This is a genomic window from Roseibaca calidilacus (assembly GCF_001517585.1).
GTDB lineage: Bacteria > Pseudomonadota > Alphaproteobacteria > Rhodobacterales > Rhodobacteraceae > Roseinatronobacter > Roseinatronobacter calidilacus.
Window position 1 is genome coordinate 194,307 of the sequence record NZ_FBYC01000004.1, and the last position, 22,270, is coordinate 216,576.

24 protein-coding genes and 1 riboswitch are annotated in these 22,270 nt (G+C 62.6%); of the genes, 13 read left to right on the plus strand and 11 right to left on the minus strand.

Annotated elements, in window-relative coordinates:
• Positions 1-32: 32 nt before the first annotated feature.
• Genes AWT76_RS04385 through AWT76_RS04400 form a run of 4 tightly spaced genes read right to left on the minus strand, consistent with a single transcriptional unit; the run spans position 33 to position 3,374 of the window.
• Positions 33-968, minus strand: coding sequence for an ornithine cyclodeaminase family protein (locus tag AWT76_RS04385; protein WP_072245252.1), 936 nt, complete (start codon positions 966-968; stop codon positions 33-35).
• A complete protein-coding gene (locus AWT76_RS04390; RefSeq protein WP_072245254.1) occupies positions 965-1,585 on the minus strand; it encodes an HAD family hydrolase in 621 nt (206 codons plus the stop codon). The genes AWT76_RS04385 and AWT76_RS04390 overlap by 4 nt, the downstream gene beginning before the upstream one ends.
• Positions 1,582-2,412, minus strand: coding sequence for an S-formylglutathione hydrolase (gene fghA / locus AWT76_RS04395; protein ID WP_072245256.1), 831 nt, complete (start codon positions 2,410-2,412; stop codon positions 1,582-1,584). Before fghA ends, AWT76_RS04390 begins: the two co-directional genes overlap by 4 nt.
• Before the next feature lie 32 nt (positions 2,413-2,444).
• Entirely contained in the window at positions 2,445-3,374 is a 930-nt protein-coding gene (locus tag AWT76_RS04400; RefSeq protein WP_072245259.1) for an AEC family transporter, read from the minus strand.
• Positions 3,375-3,471: 97 nt separating this feature from the next.
• Between AWT76_RS04400 and AWT76_RS04405 the strand changes: the two genes are divergently transcribed.
• Entirely contained in the window at positions 3,472-4,089 is a 618-nt protein-coding gene (locus AWT76_RS04405; RefSeq protein WP_072245261.1) for a TetR/AcrR family transcriptional regulator, read from the plus strand.
• Here AWT76_RS04405 and AWT76_RS04410 read toward each other — a convergent pair.
• The 4 genes from AWT76_RS04410 to secG all read right to left on the minus strand — a co-directional run bounded on the left by AWT76_RS04410 (position 4,077) and on the right by secG (position 7,482).
• On the minus strand, positions 4,077-4,826 hold the full coding sequence (locus AWT76_RS04410) for a glycerophosphodiester phosphodiesterase family protein (protein WP_072245262.1): 750 nt from the start codon (positions 4,824-4,826) through the stop codon (positions 4,077-4,079). The two genes, AWT76_RS04405 and AWT76_RS04410, sit on opposite strands and share 13 nt — an antisense overlap.
• Complete coding sequence (locus AWT76_RS04415; RefSeq protein WP_072247439.1) at positions 4,819-5,283, minus strand: RidA family protein; 465 nt, start codon at positions 5,281-5,283, stop codon at positions 4,819-4,821. The genes AWT76_RS04410 and AWT76_RS04415 overlap by 8 nt, the downstream gene beginning before the upstream one ends.
• Before the next feature lie 75 nt (positions 5,284-5,358).
• Positions 5,359-7,002, minus strand: coding sequence for a CTP synthase (locus tag AWT76_RS04420; RefSeq protein ID WP_072245263.1), 1,644 nt, complete (start codon positions 7,000-7,002; stop codon positions 5,359-5,361).
• A gap of 117 nt (positions 7,003-7,119) precedes the next feature.
• The gene (gene secG, locus AWT76_RS04425; RefSeq protein WP_072245264.1) at positions 7,120-7,482 is read right to left on the minus strand and encodes a preprotein translocase subunit SecG; all 363 of its coding nucleotides are present in this window, start codon (positions 7,480-7,482) and stop codon (positions 7,120-7,122) included.
• 152 nt (positions 7,483-7,634) lie between these two features.
• Here secG and AWT76_RS04430 point away from each other — a divergent pair, with 152 nt between their 5' ends.
• Positions 7,635-8,927, plus strand: coding sequence for an adenylosuccinate synthase (locus tag AWT76_RS04430; protein WP_072245265.1), 1,293 nt, complete (start codon positions 7,635-7,637; stop codon positions 8,925-8,927).
• A complete protein-coding gene (locus AWT76_RS04435; RefSeq protein WP_072245267.1) occupies positions 8,927-9,154 on the plus strand; it encodes a DUF2842 domain-containing protein in 228 nt (75 codons plus the stop codon). Before AWT76_RS04430 ends, AWT76_RS04435 begins: the two co-directional genes overlap by 1 nt.
• A gap of 62 nt (positions 9,155-9,216) precedes the next feature.
• Here AWT76_RS04435 and AWT76_RS04440 read toward each other — a convergent pair whose 3' ends face one another.
• Positions 9,217-11,409, minus strand: a complete 2,193-nt coding sequence (locus tag AWT76_RS04440; RefSeq protein ID WP_072245270.1) for a prolipoprotein diacylglyceryl transferase — start codon at positions 11,407-11,409, stop codon at positions 9,217-9,219.
• 220 nt (positions 11,410-11,629) lie between these two features.
• Here AWT76_RS04440 and AWT76_RS04445 point away from each other — a divergent pair, with 220 nt between their 5' ends.
• The 10 genes from AWT76_RS04445 to tolA all read left to right on the plus strand — a co-directional run bounded on the left by AWT76_RS04445 (position 11,630) and on the right by tolA (position 19,889).
• The gene (locus AWT76_RS04445) at positions 11,630-12,304 is read left to right on the plus strand and encodes a thiamine diphosphokinase (RefSeq protein WP_072245273.1); all 675 of its coding nucleotides are present in this window, start codon (positions 11,630-11,632) and stop codon (positions 12,302-12,304) included.
• Positions 12,305-12,333: 29 nt separating this feature from the next.
• A riboswitch (cobalamin riboswitch) is annotated at positions 12,334-12,544 on the plus strand.
• Between the two features lie 133 nt (positions 12,545-12,677).
• The gene (locus tag AWT76_RS04450) at positions 12,678-14,513 is read left to right on the plus strand and encodes a TonB-dependent receptor plug domain-containing protein (RefSeq protein WP_072245275.1); all 1,836 of its coding nucleotides are present in this window, start codon (positions 12,678-12,680) and stop codon (positions 14,511-14,513) included.
• Positions 14,491-15,312, plus strand: a complete 822-nt coding sequence (locus AWT76_RS04455; protein WP_245638771.1) for an ABC transporter substrate-binding protein — start codon at positions 14,491-14,493, stop codon at positions 15,310-15,312. The genes AWT76_RS04450 and AWT76_RS04455 overlap by 23 nt, the downstream gene beginning before the upstream one ends.
• Complete coding sequence (locus AWT76_RS04460) at positions 15,309-16,295, plus strand: FecCD family ABC transporter permease (protein ID WP_072245277.1); 987 nt, start codon at positions 15,309-15,311, stop codon at positions 16,293-16,295. Before AWT76_RS04455 ends, AWT76_RS04460 begins: the two co-directional genes overlap by 4 nt.
• Positions 16,292-17,047 (plus strand): ABC transporter ATP-binding protein, encoded by a 756-nt coding sequence (locus tag AWT76_RS04465; RefSeq protein WP_072245279.1) that lies wholly within the window; start codon positions 16,292-16,294, stop codon positions 17,045-17,047. Before AWT76_RS04460 ends, AWT76_RS04465 begins: the two co-directional genes overlap by 4 nt.
• Positions 17,044-17,715 carry an adenosylcobinamide amidohydrolase gene (locus tag AWT76_RS04470; RefSeq protein ID WP_072247441.1) on the plus strand — a complete coding sequence of 224 codons (672 nt, stop codon included), beginning with the start codon at positions 17,044-17,046 and terminating at the stop codon, positions 17,713-17,715. The genes AWT76_RS04465 and AWT76_RS04470 overlap by 4 nt, the downstream gene beginning before the upstream one ends.
• Positions 17,715-18,335 (plus strand): MotA/TolQ/ExbB proton channel family protein, encoded by a 621-nt coding sequence (locus AWT76_RS04475; RefSeq protein WP_245638772.1) that lies wholly within the window; start codon positions 17,715-17,717, stop codon positions 18,333-18,335. Before AWT76_RS04470 ends, AWT76_RS04475 begins: the two co-directional genes overlap by 1 nt.
• On the plus strand, positions 18,335-18,718 hold the full coding sequence (locus AWT76_RS04480) for an ExbD/TolR family protein (RefSeq protein ID WP_176699339.1): 384 nt from the start codon (positions 18,335-18,337) through the stop codon (positions 18,716-18,718). The genes AWT76_RS04475 and AWT76_RS04480 overlap by 1 nt, the downstream gene beginning before the upstream one ends.
• Positions 18,718-19,095: an ExbD/TolR family protein gene (locus AWT76_RS04485; protein ID WP_072245281.1), complete on the plus strand. Its 378-nt coding sequence runs from the start codon at positions 18,718-18,720 to the stop codon at positions 19,093-19,095. The genes AWT76_RS04480 and AWT76_RS04485 overlap by 1 nt, the downstream gene beginning before the upstream one ends.
• A complete protein-coding gene (gene tolA / locus AWT76_RS04490; protein WP_072245283.1) occupies positions 19,095-19,889 on the plus strand; it encodes a cell envelope integrity protein TolA in 795 nt (264 codons plus the stop codon). Before AWT76_RS04485 ends, tolA begins: the two co-directional genes overlap by 1 nt.
• A gap of 20 nt (positions 19,890-19,909) precedes the next feature.
• On the opposite strand, the gene ubiB is transcribed toward tolA, so the two are convergent.
• Together ubiB and ubiE are read right to left on the minus strand one after the other, a co-directional pair.
• Positions 19,910-21,439, minus strand: a complete 1,530-nt coding sequence (ubiB, locus tag AWT76_RS04495; RefSeq protein WP_072245285.1) for a 2-polyprenylphenol 6-hydroxylase — start codon at positions 21,437-21,439, stop codon at positions 19,910-19,912.
• Positions 21,440-22,192 carry a bifunctional demethylmenaquinone methyltransferase/2-methoxy-6-polyprenyl-1,4-benzoquinol methylase UbiE gene (gene ubiE, locus AWT76_RS04500; protein ID WP_072247446.1) on the minus strand — a complete coding sequence of 251 codons (753 nt, stop codon included), beginning with the start codon at positions 22,190-22,192 and terminating at the stop codon, positions 21,440-21,442.
• Positions 22,193-22,270: the final 78 nt, after the last annotated feature.

The following is a 22,270-nucleotide window of genomic DNA, read 5'->3' on the forward strand; positions in this document are numbered from 1 at the left end:
TTCAAATTTCATGCGCCAGTTTCAAACGGGTTTCAAGCCTGTTTGTTTTCTACCACTGCGTTCCATTTAGACAAAATATAGCTACTTGTCATCAAATCCAGATGTGCGCCGCCGCCATTCTTGCAAAGGGTAATCGCATCGTCCGAAGGGCGGAAAAACGACCCTTGCGCGCTCCCGTAGAAGTCGGCGTGAATATCCTTCTTTGCTATGGTGCCTTCCGAGAGAGGTATTTTCAACTCTCCAATATGGTCCAGAGTTGTCTCATAACTGTCCACGAATAGCTTGGCGCGTTGCAAAGTTAGATCATCCGCTTCGCGCATATCGGGCCGAAACGCCCCGATCAGGTCGATATGCTGTCCCGGTCGCAGCCATGCGCCGCGCAAGATGGGCGTCTTGCTCAGGGTCGCGGTGCAAATGATGTCAGCTTGCGACACGGCATTTTGCAGGTCGTCCGTCGCGTGGCAGCGCGGCAAGGTGCGCGCCATTTCTTGTGCAGCGCCGGGGCTGCGGTTCCAGACCGTGAATTCCGCATCGGGAAATAGTGCCGAATATGCCGCGTGCATAGAGCGTGAAACCGTTCCGGCCCCGATCAGCGCAATTTTCCGGCTATCCGGGCGGGCAAGTTTGCTGGCGGCAAACAGGCTATCACCTGCGGTTTTCCATTTGGTAACCAAATGGAAATCCAACATCGCCTCTAGCACGCCGGTTGCATCTGCAAAAAGGGCAACGGCGCCGTTCACATTTGCCAGACCGTGGGCGGCGTTTTCTGGAAAAATCGTGGCGGTCTTAACCAATGATCCCAACCCATCAATCCAAGCCGCGCGCGACAACAGGGTGTCTTTTCCACGATAAAGGAAGCTGTCGGTTATCGTGGCTTTTGCCAATCGATGCCCCGCGCCGATAGCGGCGATCAATTCTAACCAGTCAAGCTGCGGTTCTATTTCGTGGCCAATGAAAGATTCGGTCATATTTGCATCGCTACATTTATGCCGTTTTTTTGTAAATCCGCTTGCAACGTATCGGGGTGCTCGAAAACATGGCCAGACCAGCCACGCGCAATCGCGGCAACGATGTTTTCTGGCCGGTCATCAATGAAAAACAGGTTTTGCGGCGGCACACCGCTTTCCCGTTCAAGAATGCGATAAATCTCTGGCTCTGGCTTCAGCACCCCCAGATGCCCGGAAATATAGCGTTGGTCGAACTCTGTCAGGAAATTATGGGTTTCGCAGGCCAAGGCAAATGTCTCGCGCCCGAAATTCGACAATGCGAAAACCGGCATCCCTTGCGCGCGCAGCCCTCGCAAAAGGGCCACGTTTTCGGCAATGACCGGCGCGAACATCTGCGGCCAGCCATCATGCCACAGCATGATCTCATCGTGCCAATCGGGGTGCTGCGCGGCAAGCCCGCGCACGCTTTCGGCAAAAGGGGCGCCGCGATCAACCGCAAGGTTCATTCCGTTCAGATCAACCTCGGCAAACAGCTTTTGGCGCCGACTGGCCCCGATCCGGCTGTCGAAAAACGCTTCCGGTTGCCAGCCCACCAGCACATTGCCAATGTCGAACACGACGGCGTGAATATCGTTCATCGCGCCAGCGCCTCTGCGTGAAAGCTGACATGCGCGCCCGCGAAGGTCGAGACGAAGAAATAGCTGTGGTCATAGCCTTTCTGCATCCGGAAACTGCCGGGTTGGCGGGTCGCGGTCATGGCCTGCGCCAAGGCGTCAGGGCGTAAGAGGTCCAGGAACTGGTCAGACGTGCCCTGATCTATCAGCACCTCGCCCTCGAAACCGCCATTGCGCATCAGCAGCGTCGCGTCATGCGCGGCCCAAGTGGCTTCGTCCGGCCCCAGATAGGCCCCTAGTTGCTTGCGCCCCCAATCGCTGGCCATGGGATGGGCAATGGGCGCAAAGGCCGACACCGACGCGAACCGCCCCGGCAGCCGCATGGCCATGGTCAAGGCGCCATGCCCGCCCATGGAATGCCCGGTAATGGCCTGCCGGTCCTCTTCCAAGGCGAAATAGGCGAACAGAACGCGCGGCAAGTCGTGCGTGATGTATTCCCACATGCGGTAATGCGCTGCCCATGGGGCTTGCGTGGCATTTACATAGAACCCCGCGCCTTGGCCCAGATCATAGGCCGGGTCATCGGCCACGCCCTCGCCGCGGGGGCTGGTATCGGGAAACACGACCGCCACGCCATGCGCTGCGGCATGCGCCTGCAAACCCGCCTTGGTCATGGCGTTTTCATGCGTGCAGGTCAGGCCCGACAAATACCAAAGCAGTGGCACCGGGTGCTGTGCCGCCTCTGCGGGCAGGAACAGCCCAAAGGTCATGTCGCAGCCGGTGGCCTTCGACGGATGCCTGTAAACCCCCTGCACGCCGCCGAAACACCGGTTTTCTGAAATCGTTTCCATGTCATGTCCCCATTTCTTTGGGCCGCAACCTGTCAGAACTGGCTGACCCATGCAACGACCAGCGGGATCGTCGCCATGCTGATAAGCGTTGAAACAAGAATTGTGGCGGATACGCGCGCGGGCCCGGCATTGTAATGCTGCGCCAAGATGAACACATTGCCCGCAACAGGAAGTGCCGCGCCTGCGATCAGAACCGCGCTTGCGACCGGCTCCAGCTTGAATACGACCAGCGCAAACAACGCGACGACGGCAGGGTGCAGCCCCAGTTTTACGAAGGTCAGCCAAGTGACAAGGCCCAGACGCTCGACCCGTTTGTCCGCCAGCGATGCACCAATCGCAAACAACGCGCCCGGTGTGGCCGCAGCGCCCAGAAGTGTCAGCGTGTCATTGACCGGCGCGGGCAAGGCCAGCCCCGTAGAGGCCCAGACCAGCCCCGCCACCATGGCTACCACCATCGGGTTGCGCGCCACCGCGCCCAGCAGTTTTTGCGGCAAGGCCCGATCAATCTGGCCTTGGCGGGCCAAGGTTATCATCATGGTGAACAGCGAGGAGAAGACCACAAGATCCACCGACAGGATAATCAGCATATAGGGAACCGATTCCGCGCCCAGCAGCAGCGCCAGCATTGGCAGCCCCATGAAACCGGTATTGCCGATAATGCCGCATTGCGCTTCTATCGTGGCTTCTGAAAGGCTGGCGCGGCGCAGGAACGCCAGAAACATCACCGCCAGATAAACCGTTAAGCAAGCCAGCAAATAGGCTCCGATCACGCGCGGTTGCCAGATGTCATCCAAGCCCAGATTGGCGGCAAACCCGAACAGAAGCGCCGATAGCGCAAAGTAGAACACGAATTTCGTCAGATAGGCCGTTGCCTCTAATGGGAAAAAGCCCAGCCGCGCCGCCCCAAGGCCAAGCCCGATCAGCGCAAAAAACGGCAAAGTTTCCAAAAAGATCGTCACCATATTCCGAACCTGTTAAAATGGTGGCCTATGCGCGCCAGCGGAACCGCTTTTCATACCGGGCGCAAGTGCCTATCTGTAACATATGGCAGGAGCAGGCATGACGACGGCAGAGATTTCGATCCCGCAGGGGCGCAAGGTTCAACAGGTGCTGGATGGGGCACGCGCGGTTTTCGTGGCGCATGGCTATGAGCGTGCCAGCATGGATGAAATCGCGCGCACGGCGAGCGTATCCAAGGCAACCGTGTACAGCTACTTCGCCGATAAACGCGAATTGTTCACCGCGATGTATCGCGCGGAAATGCTGCGGTTGGCCGATTCGGCGGTAGAGTTGAACGACACGCATCTGTCCCCAGAGCACGCCCTGCACGAGGCGGGGCGGCGAATGCTTGACTACCTGACGTCTGATTTCGCGCTGGCGATGTATCGCATTTGCGTGGCCGAAACCCCGCGCTTTCCCGAAATTGGGCGCGCCTTTTACGAAGGCGGGCCAGAATTGGGCCGGGCCTGTTTCGGTGCCTATCTGCGCGCCGCAACCGAGCGCGGGGTGCTGCGTGTCGATGACATTGACCTTGCCGCAGACCAGTTCTTTCAACTGTGCCAGACCACGATCTGCGACCGCATGATTTGCGGTGTGCAATACACTTTCACCGAAGCAGAGATCGAGCATGTTCTGGCCGGGGCCGTGGCGACCTTCATGGCGCGCTACGGGGTGTAACCCTCAAAGGTTATGTTGTCTGCAACGTGCCGCGCTTGGGCTTCTTGCGCGGTGTCGCGGATTGTCCAGCACAATACCGGCATGCCTTGGGCTTTCAGCGCGGCGACCGGGGCCATGTCCAGCAGTTGCCACTCATGCGAAATGAAGCTGGCCCCTGTGGCCGCGACGGCGTTCAGGGTCGCAAGTTCCGCCAAGCGGTCATGGGGCACGCCCGGCCAATCCTCTGGCGCAAAAGCACAGGTTACCAGCCCGCGCGGGATGTCGGGCGCGAGCCGCGCCATGGCCGCCATGCTGTGCGGGTTGAAGGACATGACCGCGACCGGACCTTGATAGCCCCGCAGCGCGGCGGCGGTGTCGGCTTCCAGCCGCCCATCGACGGGGCCAAGGGTGCGGCTTTGGTCCTTCACCTCTATCAATAGGGGCGCGCGGCCTGCGACAAGGGCCAGAACCTCGCGCAGGGTCGGAATGCACTCGGACGTGCCGCGCAGCGGCAAATCTGTCAGCTCGTGCGCGGGCCGGTCTGCGACCGCACCGGCGGCATAGGTCAACCGCTCCAGATTGTGGTCGTGAAACACCAGCGCCACACCGTCGGCGCTGGCTTGCAGGTCAATCTCTAGTGCATAGCCTGCGGTAACCGCAGCTGCGATGGCGGCGCGCGAATTCTCCGGCCCTGCCAATCCGTGCAGGGCGCGATGCGCGATGGGGCGGGTCAGAAACGCGGGTGGTAGATCAGACAATCTCGAAAATGCCTTCGATTTCCACGGCCACGCCCAAGGGCAGGCTGGGTGCGCCCACGGCGGCGCGGGCATGGCGCCCGGCCTCGCCAAAAACGGCAACCATCAGGTCGGAACAGCCGTTCACGACCTTGGGTTGGTCGGTAAAATCGGCGGTGCAATTCACGAAACCGGTCAGCTTGACCACGCGTTTCACGCGGGTCAGGTCACCCCCGCAAGCCGCGCGCAGTTGCGCGATCAGCGCCAAACCGCAGGCGCGGGCGGCGGTCACGCCATCCTCGACCGATGTATCGGCACCCAGCGTGCCGCAGATCAGACCATCCGCCCCGCTGGAAATCTGGCCCGAAATGAACACCAAAGGCCCGCTTTGCACGAAAGGCACATAATTCGCCGCAGGCGCGGGGGCGTCGGGCAAGGTCAGGCCAAGTTCGGCAATGCGGGCTTCGATCGGATTGGACATGATGGCACCTTTCGTCATTTTCCCTGCACTATGCCCGAATGGGCGGCTGTGGAAAGGGCGAAAAAGCGCGGCAGGTCAGACCAACCGCGACACTTCGACCGCCGCGCGCACGAAATCAGCGAAAAGCGGGTGCGGCTCGAAGGGTTTCGATTTCAGTTCTGGGTGGAATTGCACGCCGATGAACCAAGGGTGATCGGGATATTCCACGATCTCGGGCAGCGAGCCGTCCGGCGACAGGCCCGAAAAGCTAAGCCCCTTTGCCTCCAATGCGTCGCGGAACTTGGTATCCACCTCGTAGCGGTGGCGGTGGCGTTCCTCGATCCGGGTCGTGCCGTAAATTTCCGCCACGCGCGAACCATCCAACAGGCTGGCATTATACGACCCAAGCCGCATGGTGCCGCCCTTGTCGTCGCCCACCTTGCGTTCGACCTTGTGATTGCCCTGCACCCATTCTTTCAGGTGGTAGACCACGGGCGTAAAACGTTTCTTGCCCGCTTCGTGGTCGAATTCCTCGGACCCGGCATCGGCAATCCCGGCCAAGTTGCGCGCGGCTTCGATGCACGCCATTTGCATACCCAGACAGATGCCGAAATAGGGAATCTTCTTTTCCCGCGCATAGGTCGCAGCGCGGATTTTGCCTTCGGTCCCGCGCTCGCCAAAGCCGCCGGGCACCAGAATGGCATGATAAGGTTCCAAGGCGCTGGACGGGTCTTCGCTGTCGAACACCTCGGCGTCAATCCACTCTACCTGCACCTTCACACGGTTGGCGATGCCACCATGCACAAGCGCTTCCTTGATGGATTTATAGGCGTCCTCTAGCTGCACATATTTGCCGACAATGGCGATGCGCACCTCGCCTTCGGGGTGCTGCAAACGGTCGATCACATCATGCCAGCGGTCAAGCTGCGGGCGCGGGGCAGGGGTAATGCCAAACGCGTCCAGAACGGCTTGGTCCAAGCCCGCTTCGTGATAGGCCAAAGGCGCTTCGTAGATGGATTTCAGGTCATAGGCCGGGATCACCGCCTCTGGCCGGACATTGCAGAACAGCGCGATCTTCTGGCGTTCCTTTTCCGGGATCGGATGTTCAGACCGGCAGACCAGCACATCAGGCGCGATGCCGATGCTTTGCAATTCCTTGACCGAATGCTGCGTGGGTTTGGTTTTCAACTCTCCCGACGCGGCCAGATAGGGCAAGAGTGTCAGATGCATGAAAATACACTGACCGCGCGGGCGCTCATGGCTGAATTGGCGGATGGCTTCGAAGAAAGGCAGACCTTCGATATCGCCCACCGTGCCGCCGATTTCGCATAGCATGAAATCGACCTCATCTTCGCCCACGGCCAAGAAGTCTTTGATTTCATTGGTCACATGCGGGATCACCTGAATGGTGCGCCCCAGGTAATCGCCCCGGCGTTCGCGTTCCAGCACGTTGGAATAAATCCGCCCTGACGACACCGAATCGGTGCGCCGCGCCGCGACCCCGGTGAAGCGCTCGTAATGGCCAAGGTCCAGATCGGTTTCGGCCCCGTCATCGGTGACGAACACCTCACCATGCTCGAATGGTGACATCGTGCCGGGATCGACATTCAGGTAAGGGTCTAGCTTGCGCAGCCGCACGGTAAAGCCCCGGGCCTGCAACAAGGCGCCCAATGCCGCAGAAGCAAGCCCCTTGCCAAGGCTCGAAACGACACCACCGGTAATGAAAATATAACGCGCCATGGGTCTGCTCGGACCTCCCCGTGAAGTGTCAGAATTGGAAAACGGCGCGCGAACCGGCACACCTTCACGGGACTTATGCCTTACCCGAGAATGCGCGCGCCCGCAAGCGGGCAGCCTTTACTCTGCCGGTGGCGGTGCAAGCGAGTCGTCGGTCAGGCTGGGCGGCAGCAGGCTGTCGGCGGCGGGCAACTCTGGCGTTGCCGGTGCTTCTGCCGGGGCGGGAACGCCCAAACGGTCCAGAACCGACGTGCTGGCCGATTGCTGCGCTGCCAGAACCGTCAAAAACAGCGAAGTTGCGATGAAGCTGGCGGCCAGCCCCCATGTCAACTTGGCCATGGCCGTCAGCGGCGGGCGGCCTGCTTGCGGGTTGCCGTCGCCCCCGCCAATGCCAAGCCCACCCCCTTCGGAGCGCTGCACCAGCACAACGCCGATCAGCGACAGCGCCAGCAGAAGGTGAACAATGAGCACGACATTTTGCATCAGGAAACCCGCGAATAGCTTTGTCGTTCACTTAGGCGTTCATGCGCATGTCTGCAACCCCGCATCGTGGCACGCAAATCAACAGATTCGGGTTTTCCGCACCCACGCAACAGGGTAAGAGCGGAACGGTTTCAGCAAGGAAAGGTCCGGGAATGGCCAATGTCGTGGTGGTCGGCGCGCAATGGGGCGACGAAGGCAAGGGAAAAATTGTCGATTGGTTGTCCGAGCGGGCCGATGTCGTGGCCCGCTTTCAGGGCGGTCACAATGCCGGGCATACCTTGGTTATTGACGGCAAGGTCTACAAGCTGCACGCGCTGCCCTCGGGCGTTGTGCGCGGCGGCAAACTGTCGGTCATCGGAAATGGCGTGGTGCTGGACCCGTGGCATTTGGTGCAAGAGATCGAAACGATCCGCGCCCAAGGCGTGGACATCACGCCCGACACCCTGATGATTGCAGAGAATACCCCGCTGATCCTGCCTTTCCACGGCGAATTGGATCGCGCGCGCGAAAACCAGAACTCTGTTGCGAAAATCGGCACCACCGGGCGCGGAATTGGCCCGGCCTACGAAGACAAGGTCGGTCGTCGCGTGATCCGCGTGGCCGATCTGGCCGATGACGCAACCTTGCAACTGCGCGTGGACCGCGCGCTTGTGCATCATGATGCGCTGCGCCGTGGTTTGGGGCTGGACCCTATCGACCGTGACGCCCTTCTGGCCAGCCTGCGCGAGATTGCACCGCAAATCTTGCCCTTCGCGGCCCCTGTCTGGAAGGTGCTGCAAGACAAGCGCAAAGCCGGTAAGCGCATTTTGTTCGAAGGCGCGCAAGGCGCGCTTCTGGACGTGGATTTCGGCACCTACCCGTTTGTTACATCCTCCAACGTGATCGCGGGGCAGGCGGCAACTGGCGTGGGCGTTGGTCCCGGCGCGATTGATTTCGTTCTGGGCATTGTCAAAGCCTACACTACCCGCGTGGGTGAAGGCCCGTTTCCGACCGAATTGGACGATGCCGACGGGCAGCGTCTGGGCGAGCGCGGGCATGAATTTGGCACCACCACCGGGCGCAAGCGCCGCTGCGGCTGGTTCGATGCCTGTCTGGTGCGCCAGACCTGCGCCACTTCCGGCGTGAATGGCATAGCATTGACCAAGCTGGATGTGCTGGACGGGTTCGAGGTGCTGAAAATCTGCGTGGGCTACGATCTGGATGGCACCATGCTTGATTACCTGCCCACGGCCGCCGAAGCGCAGGCGCGGTGCCAACCCGTCTACGAGGAGATGCCCGGCTGGTCTGAATCGACCGAGGGCGCGCGCTCTTGGGCTGATTTGCCTGCCAATGCCATCAAATATGTCCGCCGCGTGGAAGAGTTGATCGGCTGCCCGGTCGCGCTACTTAGCACATCTCCAGAACGTGAAGACACTATCCTAGTCACAGACCCATTCGAGGATTGATGGCCCTTTCCTACAAAGCCCGCAAACGCTGGTCGATATTCGCCCTTGTGGTGGCGCTGCCGCTTTACATTGTTGTCACGGTTAACGTGGTCGAACTGTTCGATCGCCCGTCCTTTTGGGTGGAACTGCTGATTTATGTCGTCTTGGGCATTGTCTGGACCTTGCCATTGAAGAAAGTGTTTCTGGGTGTGGGCAAGCCCGACCCGGACGCACCGCCAGAGCAATAGACAGACATCAAACAAAAAAGCCCCGGCGCGTGCTGCCGGGGCTTTTTGTGTGTTGTTCGCGTTTAACGCTGGGCGTATTTCCGCGCCGGTTCGTCGTATTCCGAAGCCGGAGCAAGGCGGAACGCACCGGCATTCCCCCGTTCCAGACGCCCTTCGCGCAACAAAGTGCCAAAGCCGCGCAGCATGTCCTCGCGGCTGACCTCTTTCCCCTCGTTATAGGCCAGAACAAGCTTCATCAGGTCGGGGCGCGAGAATTCCTCCTGGCCCAGAATATGGGTCGAATAGGCCGCGGCGGCTTCGATCTGGTCGTCCAGAAGCCAAGCATCCACGTCATCGGCAAACGCCTTGAACGTCTCGACCGTGTCTTGCCCGAGAGCGGTGCCATCAACGTCAGGCACGATGGTTTCGGCTGCCTGACTGGCGCGGATGCGACGCGGGCGCACCGGGCCGCTGGCGGCGGTTGCGGCGTCCACCCGTTGCTCTGACACAAGAACCAGCGGGGTCCGGCCCGACAAGGGCCGCTCGGTGCGGCGTGCGGTTGCGACAGCCGGGCGGCGCGGGCGCGGGTTAAGTTCGGCCGAGTCGTCATCCTGTGCGGCAAAAGCGTCGGCCTCTGCTGCGCGCGGTGCTTTGGCAGTGACCTCTGCGGGGGCGTCCGCCATCCGCATGGTTGCGGGCGCGCGTTGCGGCGCGGCAGCCTCAACCACGGGCGCGCTGTCAAGGCTCACCTCATCCTTTTCCCAGATGTCATAATCCGCGTCATTCGCGGCCTTGTCGTCTTGGGTTGCGCGGGCGCGCGCTGCTGCACGGACAAGGGCAGGATCAAGCGGGGCGGGTGCGTCCATGCTCGCCCGATATTTGTCAATCTCCCGATCCTGCTCGATATCACGACGGCGCGGCCCTTCCACGATTTCTTCGGCACGGGTGGCTGCAACCGCGACCTTGATATGTTCGAACGTCTCGCGGCGGCGCTTCGAATCACGCTCGCCCAAAGCCGATTTCGCGGTTTCCAGCAGGCGCTCGGCGGTGCTTTCGGTATCGCCGGGGATACGCTTCTTGGCCTTGCGGTTGAAATGCGGGTGGCGAATGATCGCTTCTTTTTCGATATCCGCCAGCTCTTCGACCAGCGAGCTTTCGGAACTTTGGTTCAGCCCGGTCCGCCCCAAGATATCGCGAATTTCGTTGCGCAGCGTTTCGATGGAGTGGCGTTCTTGTTCAAGGCGGGCCGCGTCCTGCATTTCGCGTTCCAGCTCAGCCTCGAAATCGTCCTCGTCCATCTCCTCGGCCAAGACCGACTTTGCCGGTGCGGCGTGTGAGGCCTCTGGCTGCCGCTGGCTCAGCTCTGCCGCGGGGGCTTCCAAGGGTTCGGGATGGGCAGGTGCCGAATCGGCGGCACTGTCCGCGTCGTCCGGTTCGAATTCATCTTCGAATTCGTCCTCAAACGAATCGTCTTGCGCATCCATGGTTTGCTCTGCCGCGACAGGTTGCATAGCGTCCAGAGCGCTGGACACGCTGGCAGGCGCGCTGTTTTGTGGCGCGTCCTCATCTTCGTCGAACAGGCCATAATCGTCGTATTCGTCGGAATTGTCCTGCGTGTCGGGCTGTGCGGCGACCGGTGCTTCGGTCACCGGTTCCAGCGACGTGTCCTCATCGGCGCTCTCGTCGTCCGACACGATGTCTTCTGACGCAGCCGGGCTGTCATCGGCCATGTCGCTGGCGTCAAACGCCACGATCTCGGCATCCTCCGCGTGCCCGGCCGTCTCTTCCGGCATGTCCTCTGCCATCAAGCTGGCAAGGGTATCTTCAAACTCCGGCTGTTCGGGGTCGGCGCTGTCGGGCAGGTCTGCATCAGGTGCGGTCCGCGGCGCGGCGTCCTCTACCGCTTCCGATTTGGCAACAGCCGCGCGGATGCGCGCCAGCTTGTCGGTAATCTCCGATGGTTGGGGGGGCGTCGCTTCTGCGTTCTGGTTGGGAGTTGCAGCGGCAGGTGCTGCTGCGGCCATCATTGCCGCAGGCGCTGCTGCGGTCGATGCCGCGCTGGCCAAGGCGAAAGGCGCAGGAACGGTTTGCGACAGGCTGTGATCCGCCTGCTGACGCAGGATGATCCCGTTTTCCTGAACTTGGCTCTCCACACGGCGCTGCACTTCGCGTTCGGCAATACGATGCAGCATTTCCGCGTCTGGGGTCGGCGGTTCCGCCCCAAAATAGCGGTCCTGCGCTGCCAAGTCCCGGAAATACTCCGCGATTGCCTGCATTGTGCCGAAAGGCTCATCAAAGCCTTCCAGAGTACACGAGAACGTACCGTAGGATACTGTAAGTATTTTGCTTGGACCAACCATCACATCGCTCTTTTACTAACTGCACGTTCCCCAAGATCGCGGAACACCAAAGCGATTACATGTTTGAACTTGGGTTTTTTTAAGATGTGATTATGACCATAACCCAAGTTTCGTGCCGCATTCGGAAGGTAGCCTATTGACCCTTGTTTTCCAAACACAGAATGGCGTCACGCTGGCCGGTGGGGCCGGTTTTGAACCTGCTGTTCTGGCCGAGGCGCTGGCGCTGGCACCCGATCTGGTGGCCGCCGATGGCGGGGCAAATCAGCTGGATGATCTGGGCCAGACCCCGCAGACCGTGATCGGCGACCTTGATTCGATTCGTCCCGCGCTGCGCGCCCGCCTTGGCCCGCGCGTGAACCATGTCCCCGAGCAAGACAGCACCGATCTGGACAAGTGCCTGCGCCTTGTTGCGGCACCCTTCATGATTGGTCTGGGCTTTCTAGGTGCGCGCACCGACCACACATTGGCCGCGATGACATCGCTTGTCCGCAATGGCAGTGCGCGGGTGCTGTTGCTGGGGGCAGAAGATATCTGCCTGCTGGCGCCGCCCGCGCTGACCATGCCCTTGGAACCCGGCGCGCGCGTGTCGCTGTTTCCCATGGGCGCGGTTGCGGGCCAATCGTCCGGGCTGGAATGGCCGATCGACGGGCTGGATTTTGCACCCGACGCGCGTATTGGCACCTCGAACCGGATGGCGGGCGACAGCTTGCGCCTGACCGTCAATGCGCCGCGCATGATCCTTGTGCTGGATCGGTGCTGTTTGCCCCGGCTTCTGGCCGCAATTCTGGCAACACCCGACTGGGCGCGTTGAAAAACTGTTGCGCCGACTCGGCGAAGGTTCTACGACCAACACACTTTGGTCCGGTTGTGTGAACAGCCGGTTAAAATGGGAACGCGGTGCGCGGCCTTTTGGGGCTGCAAATCCGCGACTGCCCCCGCAACTGTAAGCGGTTAGCAATGTCGGCATATGCCACTGTGGTGCAAGCCACGGGAAGGCCCGGCAAAGCGACGACCCGCAAGTCAGGAGACCTGCCAAAGTGTTCACCCTATCCCGGCGCGGGCGGCGCTGCGGGTAACGGTTTTACCGTAGCGGTGGCATCTTTCGCCGTCTGCGGTGCGCCCTGCACCTGCCGACATTCTCTCGTTTTGGGCCGCGCTGTCGGCCCTTGCATAGGTGTAGACCCATGGCCAAACGCCATTTCCTTGGCACGGTCGCAGCCCTTGGCCTGATGGCCGGTGGTGCTGCGGCACAAGATATTATCAACCTTGAAGAAGTGACCTTTTCGGTCAGCCGTGTTCCGCTAGAGCTTGGCCGCACCGGCGCGCGAGTGCAGGTGCTGACACGCGAAGATATTGAAGAAGCGAATGAAACAGAGGTAAACACGGTCCTGTCGCGACTACCCGGCGTGACCATGACCCAGCGTGGGCCGATTGGTGCCTCTGGCAGCGTGCGCATTCGCGGGGCGGATGAGCGTTATTTCCCGGTGCTTATTAACGGCATCAATATGAGCGATCCGTCCCAGTTGCAGTCGCAATTCAGTTTTGCTGGTCTGACCAGCAGCGCGGTTTCGCGGCTGGAAGTGTTGAAGGGCTCTCAATCGGCGATCTACGGGTCGAATGCGATTGCTGGTGTGGTCAATTTGACCATGGGGGAAATCCCTGACGAGGTCGGTTCTGAAACCAAGGTCACGACGGAATTCGGCAGTTTCAACACGCGCCGACTGGGGTTGTCCTACGGGCAGCGGTTTGAACGTGGCGAAGTGGCCTTCACCTTTGAGCGCGCCTTAACCGATGGTTTTTCCAGCGCCGATGAAAACGATGGCAACACCGAAGATGACGGTTTCCGCAGCACGATCCTATCCTTTCGCGCACGGCACGAATTGACGGATACCGTGGCGGTCGGGGCCTCGGCCTTTTACCAAGATTCGTTTAACGAATTCGACGCCGGTGCGGGGGTAGGCGGGGATGACCCCAACCGCTTCGGTCTGTCAGAGCGCTACGGCCTGCGCGGTTTTGTTGAATTCGCGCTCGGCGCGGTCGAGAATGAAATCAGCATTGAAACCAGCCGCAACGAGCGCGCCGACCCGAACGCGCCGACGACCTTTACCACGACCGATTTTCAGGGCGGACGCACAGGCATTCAATATAATGGGCGCGTTGATCTGTCGGGCAACAGCACCTTGGTGTTCGGTGCGCAATACCAGCGTGAAACCTATGATGCGTTCCGCCCCGGTGGTGCAAGCTTCGACGGCACGATCCGGCGCAATGCGCTCTTTGCCGAATACCTTTATGCACCGACCGAAAATATCGACCTTACATTTGCCCTGCGCCGCGAGGATGACAGCCGGTTTGGTGGACAGATCACGGGTCGCGCAGCCTTTGTCTGGCGTCCTGATGCCGCGACAGTCGTGCGCGCGTCTGCCGGGACAGGGTTCCGCGCGCCTTCGGCGAATGAAATGTTTGGCCCGTTTGGTGCCAACCCCAACCTGAAGCCCGAAGAAAGCGAATCTTTCGATATAGGTGTGTCGCGTGAATTCGGGGCGTTCAAAGCTGATGTGGCATTGTTCCGGACCGATATCGATAATCTGATCGGCTATACTACCGGCTATGTTCAGATCGCGGGCCGCTCGCGCCTGCAAGGGGTAGAAATGTCGGGCACCTATGACATAAGCGACAATCTCTCCCTGTCCGGCGCGTATACATTCACCGATGCTAAAGATCGCTCCGGCAACCCTGTCGGCAACGTGCCCAAGCATGATCTTGCAGTCTCGGTGGACTGGAAGATTATGGAAGGGTTGCGCAATACCACCACGCTTGCGGCATCTTCCGAGCGGTTCGGGTTTGGCGGGTCATCCATACCTGGATTCGGCGTGGTCAATACGAATTTCAGCTATGACCTGACTGAGCGCGCGCAACTGACCTTCCGTGTCGAGAACATCTTTAACAAACAGTATCAGACGGTTGAAGGTTACGGCACTTCTGACAGGGCCTTCTACCTTGGCCTGTCGTCGCGTTTCTAAGGCACTGGCTGCGGCCTTTGCCCTTTGGGCAGGGGCCGCGGCTGCGGGGCCACCCGAGAGGGTGGTCTCTATCAACCTGTGCACGGACCAGTTGGCCATGTTGCTGGCGGCACCGGGGCAGTTGGTGTCGATCTCGCGCATTTCGCATGACCCGAACGTGTCGGTCATGCTGGAAGAAGCGCGCAAATACCCCATCAACCACGGGCAGGCGGAAGAGGTGTTCCGCCTGAGCCCCGATCTGGTGTTGGCCGGGCAGTTCACCTCGTCCTACACGGTCGGGCTATTGCGGCGGCTGGGGGTAGAGGTGGTGCAACTGCCCATCGTCACCAGTCTGGACCAGATCCCGGACGCCATCCGCGAGGTGGGCCGTTTGCTGGGGCGCGCGCGCCAAGCCGATACTGTCGCCACGCAATTCGAAACCGATCTGGCCGCCTTGCGCGCCGATCCGGACCGCCGCCCCCGCGCGGCGTTGCATTATGCCAATAATTACACATCGGGCGACAAATCACTTGCCAATGACATTCTGACGGCGGCGGGCTTTGCCAATATCGCGCTGGAAGCGGGTCTGTCCGGCGGCGGCACCCTGCCGATGGAGCGGTTGCTCATGCTGATGCCCGATCTTGTCATTTCCGGTCAGAATTATCCCGGCGCGTCGCGTTCGGAATCTGTGCTGACCCATCCCGCGATGAACGCGCTGCGCGACCGGCACGCGGGCAGCGCGCTGTCCGATGCCGAATGGGTCTGCGGCACGCCCGCCGTTTTGCGCGCCATTGCCCGGCTGCAAGAGGCTGGCCAATGACCCGCACGCTGACCCTTGTCCTGAGTGTGCTGATCGTGGCGCTGTTCGCGCTGTCGCTGCTGATTGGCCCGGCGGGGCTGTCGCCTGCGACCTCGCTTGCCGCCCTGCTGCGGGGCGAGGGGCTGGCCGAAACGCTGGTCATGCGCGAAATCCGCCTGCCACGCGCCATTCTGGCCGCCATGATCGGGGCCGCGCTGGGCTTGGCGGGTGCGGCGATGCAGGGCTATCTGCGCAACCCCTTGGCCGAGCCGGGGTTGCTTGGGGTCTCTGGCTCTGCGGCTTTGGGCGCGGTGATCGCGCTGCAAACGGGCTTTGCCGCGCAATTTGCCTTGGGCCTGCCCATGGCCGCATTGCTGGGGGCGGTGCTGGCGGTGGGGCTGATCCTGGCGCTGGCGGGGCCACGCGGCGGCGCGCTGATGCTTATTTTGGCCGGGATCGCGGTATCCGCTTTGGCAGGCGCTTTGACCGCGCTGGTGCTGAACCTGTCGCCCAACCCCTTCGCCGCGTCCGAAATCATGTTTTGGATGATGGGCTCGCTTGCCGACCGGTCCATGACACATGTCTGGTTGGCCGCACCGTTCATTGCCCTCGGGGCTGTTGTGCTATTGGCCCAAGGCCGCGCGTTTGACGCGCTGACACTGGGCGAAGACAGCGCCGCCTCGTTGGGCGTGAACCTGTTCCGCTTGCGGCTATTGCTGGTGTTGGCCGTGGCCAGCATGGTGGGCGCGGCCACGGCGGTCGCGGGCGCTGTGGGCTTCGTGGGGCTTGTCGTGCCGCATATCCTGCGCCCATTTGTTGGCGCGCGCCCGTCAAGTTTGCTCTGGGCCTCGGCGCTGGGCGGCGCTGTGCTGGTGCTGGCCGCCGATATTGCCGTGCGGCTGGTGCTGCCTGACCGCGACCTGAAACTGGGGGTGCTGACCGCGATTGTTGGCGCGCCCTTGTTCCTGCACTTGGTGTTCAAGACACGGGGGCAGGCGCTATGACTGGTCTTGCCCTGTCCGATTTTGCCGTGGCCCGTGGCCCTTGTGACGTGTTGCGCGACATCAATCTTTCCGTGGGCGCGGGCGAATTCGTGGGCTTGCTGGGCCCCAATGGCGCGGGCAAGACCACGCTCATGCGCGCGGCACTGGGGATGATGCCGCATCGCGGGCAATCCTCGTTATCTTCCTTGCCCGCCCGCGCCCGCGCCCGCCATGTCGCATGGCTGCCGCAAGCGCGCGAAATCGGATGGCCGGTCAGTGTGGTGGATCTGGTCACGCTGGGACGTCTGCCGCATCTGCCACGCGGGCAAAAGCCGGGCGATGCTGACCGCGCCGCGATTGACGTGGCGCTTTCCCGCATGGGGCTGGACGGGTTTCGCACCCGCATCGCCACGCAGCTTTCGGGCGGTGAACAGGCCCGCGTTCTGATCGCTCGCGCACTGGCGCAGGACACGCCCTTGTTGATGGCCGATGAACCGGCGGCGGGGTTGGACCCTGCGCATCAGCTGGGGCTGATGGACACGCTGGCGGCAGAGGCCGCGCGCGGGCGCAGCGTGATCGCATCCCTGCACGATTTGGGGTTGGCTGCGCGCTATTGCACGCGCCTTGTCGTGCTGTGGCAAGGCGGCATCGCCGCCGATGGCCCACCGCGCGATGTTCTGACGCCCGAGCTGCTGGCCCGCGTGTTCCAGATTCGCGCCTATGTGCAGCAGACAGAGGACGGTCCGATTTGCCAGCCGCTGGGGGTGGTCTGATGCAGGTCACGCTTGCCGCGCCATGGTTGGATTGTGATCTGGGCGCGCCGCACCGGGTGCTGTCTTGGGCGCCGCATCGCCCCGGCTACCAGATTGCGCAGCATATCCAGTGGCGGCAGGTGCGCAACGCCGATCTGCCCGCCGATCTGGATGTGGCTGCGTGGCTGGCGCGTGAAATGGCGGGGCGCGACGCGGTGTGTTTGCTCACCTCGCGCGATATTGCCCATCACCATCTGGCCCGCGCCACGGTAGAGGATGTGACGGCAGAGACGCTTGCCACTGTTGGCCTGTCGAATGCCGAAACGGTCGGCGCGCGCGTGGACCGCGCTGGCCGCAACTGGGACAAGGTCTTGCCCAGCTACGGCACCATCAACATAGCGGTCAAACTGTCGCTGCCCTTGTCTGACACGGGCTTGCTGGAAGCGCTCAGCATCGCCACCCAAGCGCGTACCGCCGCGATAATTGCCGCAGGCCACCGCGTGCCGGGCGGTCGCACGGCCACGGGCACCGGCACCGATTGTATTGTCGTTGCCGCACCGCCGGGTGCGCAGGATTACGCCGGGCTGCATACCGCGCAGGGCGAGGCGCTTGGCCGTGCGGTGTTTGACGCCGTCGCGCGCGGCGCGGCAGAGTGGCGGGCCACAATCGGCCCGCAAAGCGAGGGATGATGACAGGGTTTCAGGAATTTTTGCTGACAGGCGGCCCCGCACTTTGGGCAATTGCCGCGCTGTCGGTCGTGACCATGGCGCTGATCTTGTGGAAGCTGTGGGACATGGCGCGCCTTGGCGCATGGTCGCGCGGCCCTGCCGAAGCCGCCGTTGCCGCTTGGCGCAGCGGCGCAGGGCAGGGGGCGCTTGCGCCCTTGGCCGGGCGCAGGGGCCTGCGCGCCCGCGTGCTGCGCTGCGCGATTCAAGCGCGGCTTGACCCCGCCCTGACCGACGATCACGCCCGCGAGGAAACCGCCCGCGTCGCGAAATCCGCGCTGATGCAGACACGGCGCGGGTTGCGCGCCTTGGAACTGATCGCCACCATCGCGCCTTTGATCGGGCTTTTGGGCACGGTTCTGGGCATGATAGAGGCGTTTCAGGCGCTACAAGCTGCCGGCAACCGCGCCGACCCCGCAGCGCTTGCAGGTGGCATTTGGCAAGCACTTCTGACCACGGCGGCGGGGATGGCGGTGGCGATCCCGGCCTCCATGGCGCTTAGCTGGTATGACAGCATCTGCGAACGGGTGCAGGCCGACATGGAAGACTTGGCCACCCGAGTCTTTACCACCGGGGGGCGCTGATGTTGCAGTTCGGCCCGCCACGTCCGCGCCGCAAACCCAGCCTGACCCCAATGATAGATGTGGTGTTCCTGCTGTTGGTGTTCTTCATGCTGGCCGCGCGTTTCGGGCAGGATGTGGGGCTGGCGCTGGCCCCCGCCGGACATGCGGATGGTAGTTATTCCGGCCCACCAAGGCTGGTCGAATTCGCCGGTGGCGCGGTCTGGCTAAACGGGGTTGAAACCGCTCTCGCAGACTTGCCAGATGCTTTGACCCCGCTGATGCCCGGCCCCGATGCGCTGGTCGTCTTGCGCCCGCGCGACGGTGCCAGCGTGCAGGATGCCGCCCACCTGACCGATGCCTTGCGTGCGGCTGGGTTGCCTTCGCTTGTGCTGATGGAGCCGTGATGGATTTCGCGCCCGCCTCTCGCCCCCGCGCCCCGCGCGAAAGTGTCGTGCCCATGATAAATGTGGTGTTTTTGCTGCTGATCTTCTTCCTGATGACCGCGCAGATCACCGCGCCCGACCCGGTAGAGGTGACACTCCCTAACGTATCCTTGGCGGATGGCCCGGTGCCAGAGGGCGCGGCGGTCCTGTGGCTTGGCCCCGCAGGCAATCTGCTGGCGGCGGATGGCACGGCCCCTGACCTGGCCGCGCTGGACGCAGCCGTGACCCTGCGCGCCGATGCCGATGCCCCGGCGGCGGGTTTGGCCCTTGCCCTGCGCGAGTTGGGGCAGGGCGGGGTGCGTGCGGTCACGCTTGTTGCGCGGCAGGGGGGCGGCTGATGCGCACAGGGCTGGAATTCGCGGGCTTCGGTGTGGCAGCGGTTGCGGTGCATCTGGCGGCCTTCGCGGCCATTGCCCCTGACGGGATGACGGCGGGTGGCGATGGTGGCGAGGGGTCTGTGACGGTGGCCGCCCCTTTGGGCGCGGCGGATCCGGCTTTGTCGGCCATGGTCCGCAACTGGGACGCCCCGGTGCAGGTCGCGGCCCCGCCCGACATGGCCGCTCCGCCTGCGCCGCAGGCCGCGCCCGATGCGCTGCCGGATATGTCCCGCGATACCTTGCCCAAGTTGCCGGGTCTGGTTGCGCCAAGGGCCAAGACCGCGCCGCGCATGGCCCCGCCCGACCTGCCCAAACTGTTCGCCGAGCCCGACACCCCGCCCGAAACCCGCCCGCGCGCGCGGCCCGACCCCAAGGCCAAGGCCAGCGCCCCGGCCAGCCCGCCCGCGCAACGCGCCAGCGGCCAAGGTGCGGCCGCGCAACGCGGCCAAGGCGCGGCGCAGGTGCAAAGCGGTGGCGGCAATTCCGCGAGCGCCTTGGCCGAGTGGGGCGGACGCATCCGCGCCGCCGTGCAGCGCGCGCAATCGCGGCCCCAAACGCGCGCACGCGGCGTGGTGCAGTTGCGCCTGTCGGTCACAGCGGGGGGGCAGTTGGCAGGGGTCAGCATTACCGGCAGTTCCGGCAATGCGGCGCTGGACCAAGCCGCTTTGCGCGCCGTGCAGCGCGCGCGCCTGCCCCGTGCGCCGCAGGGCGTGAGCGGGACGCATCAGTTCAACTTGCCGGTCGGCTTTCGATAGGATTACCTTGCGCGGCTTATCTACAGCGCCGCCCCGATCACGACACCCAGCGCGACCAGCCCACCACCGGCCAGACCATAGCCCAAGGGGCCAACGCGGCGCGCGGGCGTTTGCTCTGGCTTGGGATGGGCCTGCGCGATCAAGGCGTCCTCGACCAGTCGCGGCAGGCGCGGGCCAAAGCGCGACAGGATCTTTGCGGTCTGCGCCAGATCGCGGGCAAAGGCCTGCGGGCCGACATGGGTGCGGACATATTCCTCGACCACGGGCTTGGCGACCTGCCACATGTTGATTTCCGGGTTCAGCGACCGCGCGACCCCTTCGACCACCACCATGGTGCGTTGCAGCAAGATCAACTCGGTGCGGGTTTCCATGCCGAAACGTTCCGTCACCTCGAACAGATAGGCCAGAAGTTTCGCCATCGAAATATAGCGCGCATCCATCCCGAAAATTGGCTCGCCGACCGAGCGCAGCGCGCGCGCGAAATCGTCGATATCGCGGTCGGGGGGGACATATCCGGCTTCGAAATGCACCTCGGCCACGCGGCGGTAATCCTTGCGGATAAAGCCGAACAGGATTTCGGCATAGGCGCGGCGGGTATAGGCATCGATCCGGCCCATGATGCCGAAATCGAAGGCGATGATCCCGCCATCCGCCGTGACCTTCATATTGCCTTGGTGCATGTCGCCGTGAAAGAACCCGTCGCGCAGCGCGTGGCGCAGGAACAGCGTCAGCACGCGGGTGCCAAGCTCGCGCCGGTCAATGCCAAGCGCATCCAGCGCGGCATTGTCGCCCATGGGCACACCTTCGGCCCAGCCCAGCGTCATCACGCGGCGCTGCGACAGGTGCCAAACCGGGCGCGGCAGGCTAAAGCCTTCGTCCCCTTCGGTATTGGCGGCGAATTCGGCAGCCGAAGCCGCCTCTATCCGCAGGTCCAACTCGCCTTCGACCAGTTCCTCGAAATGCGCGATCACATCCAGAGGGCGCAGGCGGCGCGATTTTGGCAGCAGCAGTTCGATGATCTGCGCGGCCAGATGGAAGGCATCGACATCGCGGCGAAAGGCGCGTTCCACGCCGGGGCGCAGTACTTTTACCGCCACTTTCGCGCCGGTTTCGGCCAGCCTTGCCTGATGCACCTGCGCGATCGACGCGGCGGCAACGGGTTCGGACAGTTCCGAAAACGCCTCTGCCAGCCTGATGCCCAGTTCCGCTTCGATCTGGGCCACGGCCTCCGCGCGCGGGAAGGGGGCCAGCTTGTCTTGCAGATAGCGCAACTGGTCAGCCAGTTCTTGACCCACCACATCGGGGCGGGTGGCCAGCGTCTGCCCGAATTTGATATAGGCTGGCCCAAGCGCCGTCAGCGCGCGCACCAAGGGCGGCAAGCTCTCATCACCCTTCAGCCCCAACATTTTGAACGGCCAGCCCAGCACCCGCGCGGCCAGTCGCAACCGCGATGGGGCATTCATGGCCTCCAGCACTTCGGCCATGGCGCCTGTGCGTTCAAACGTGGCGCCGGTGCGCACCAGCCGCCAAATATTATGCGGTCCGCGCATTTACAGCTTCCAGCCCGAATGCAGCGCCGCGATGCCCATGGACAAATTGCGGTATTTCACCTGTTCAAACCCGGCCGCCGCGATCATGCCCGCGAATGTGTCTTGATCGGGGAATTTGCGGATGGATTCGACCAGATACTGGTAGCTGTCGCGGTCGCCTGTCACCAGCTTGCCCATGGGTGGGATGATATTGAAGGAATAAAGATCATAGACCTTCTGCATCAGCTCATTCGGGATCTGGGAAAATTCCAGCACCATCAGACGCCCGCCCGGGCGCAGCACGCGGAACGCTTCGGACAGCGCATCTGGCACGCGGGTCACGTTGCGAATGCCAAAGCTGATTGTATAGACATCAAAGCTGTTATCCGGGAAGGGCAGCGCCATCGCATCGCCCACCACCCAGTCAAGGGACGCGGCCATGCTGTCGGCCTCTGCCCGTGTCTGGCCTGCCAGCAGCATATCTTCCGTCATGTCCAGCACGGTGGCATGGGTGCCTATCCCCGCGCGGGCCAGAAAGCGGAAGGCCACGTCGCCCGTGCCGCCCGCCACATCCAGCAGGCGCTGGCCGGGGCGCGGGGCCAGCCAATCCATCATCGCGTCTTTCCAGATGCGGTGAATGCCCATGCTCATCAAATCATTCATCACGTCATATTTGGACGCGACCGAGGAAAACACGCCGTGTACCATGCCCGCTTTCTGGTCTTCATCGACCGTCTGAAAGCCGAAATGCGTGGTGGTCTTGTCATTGGTCATGGCGCGGTTCCATTCGCTTGGCCCTTGCGGGGGCATCTTCCCCCTCCTTATAGGGTTTGAGGGGCGCGATACAATGCG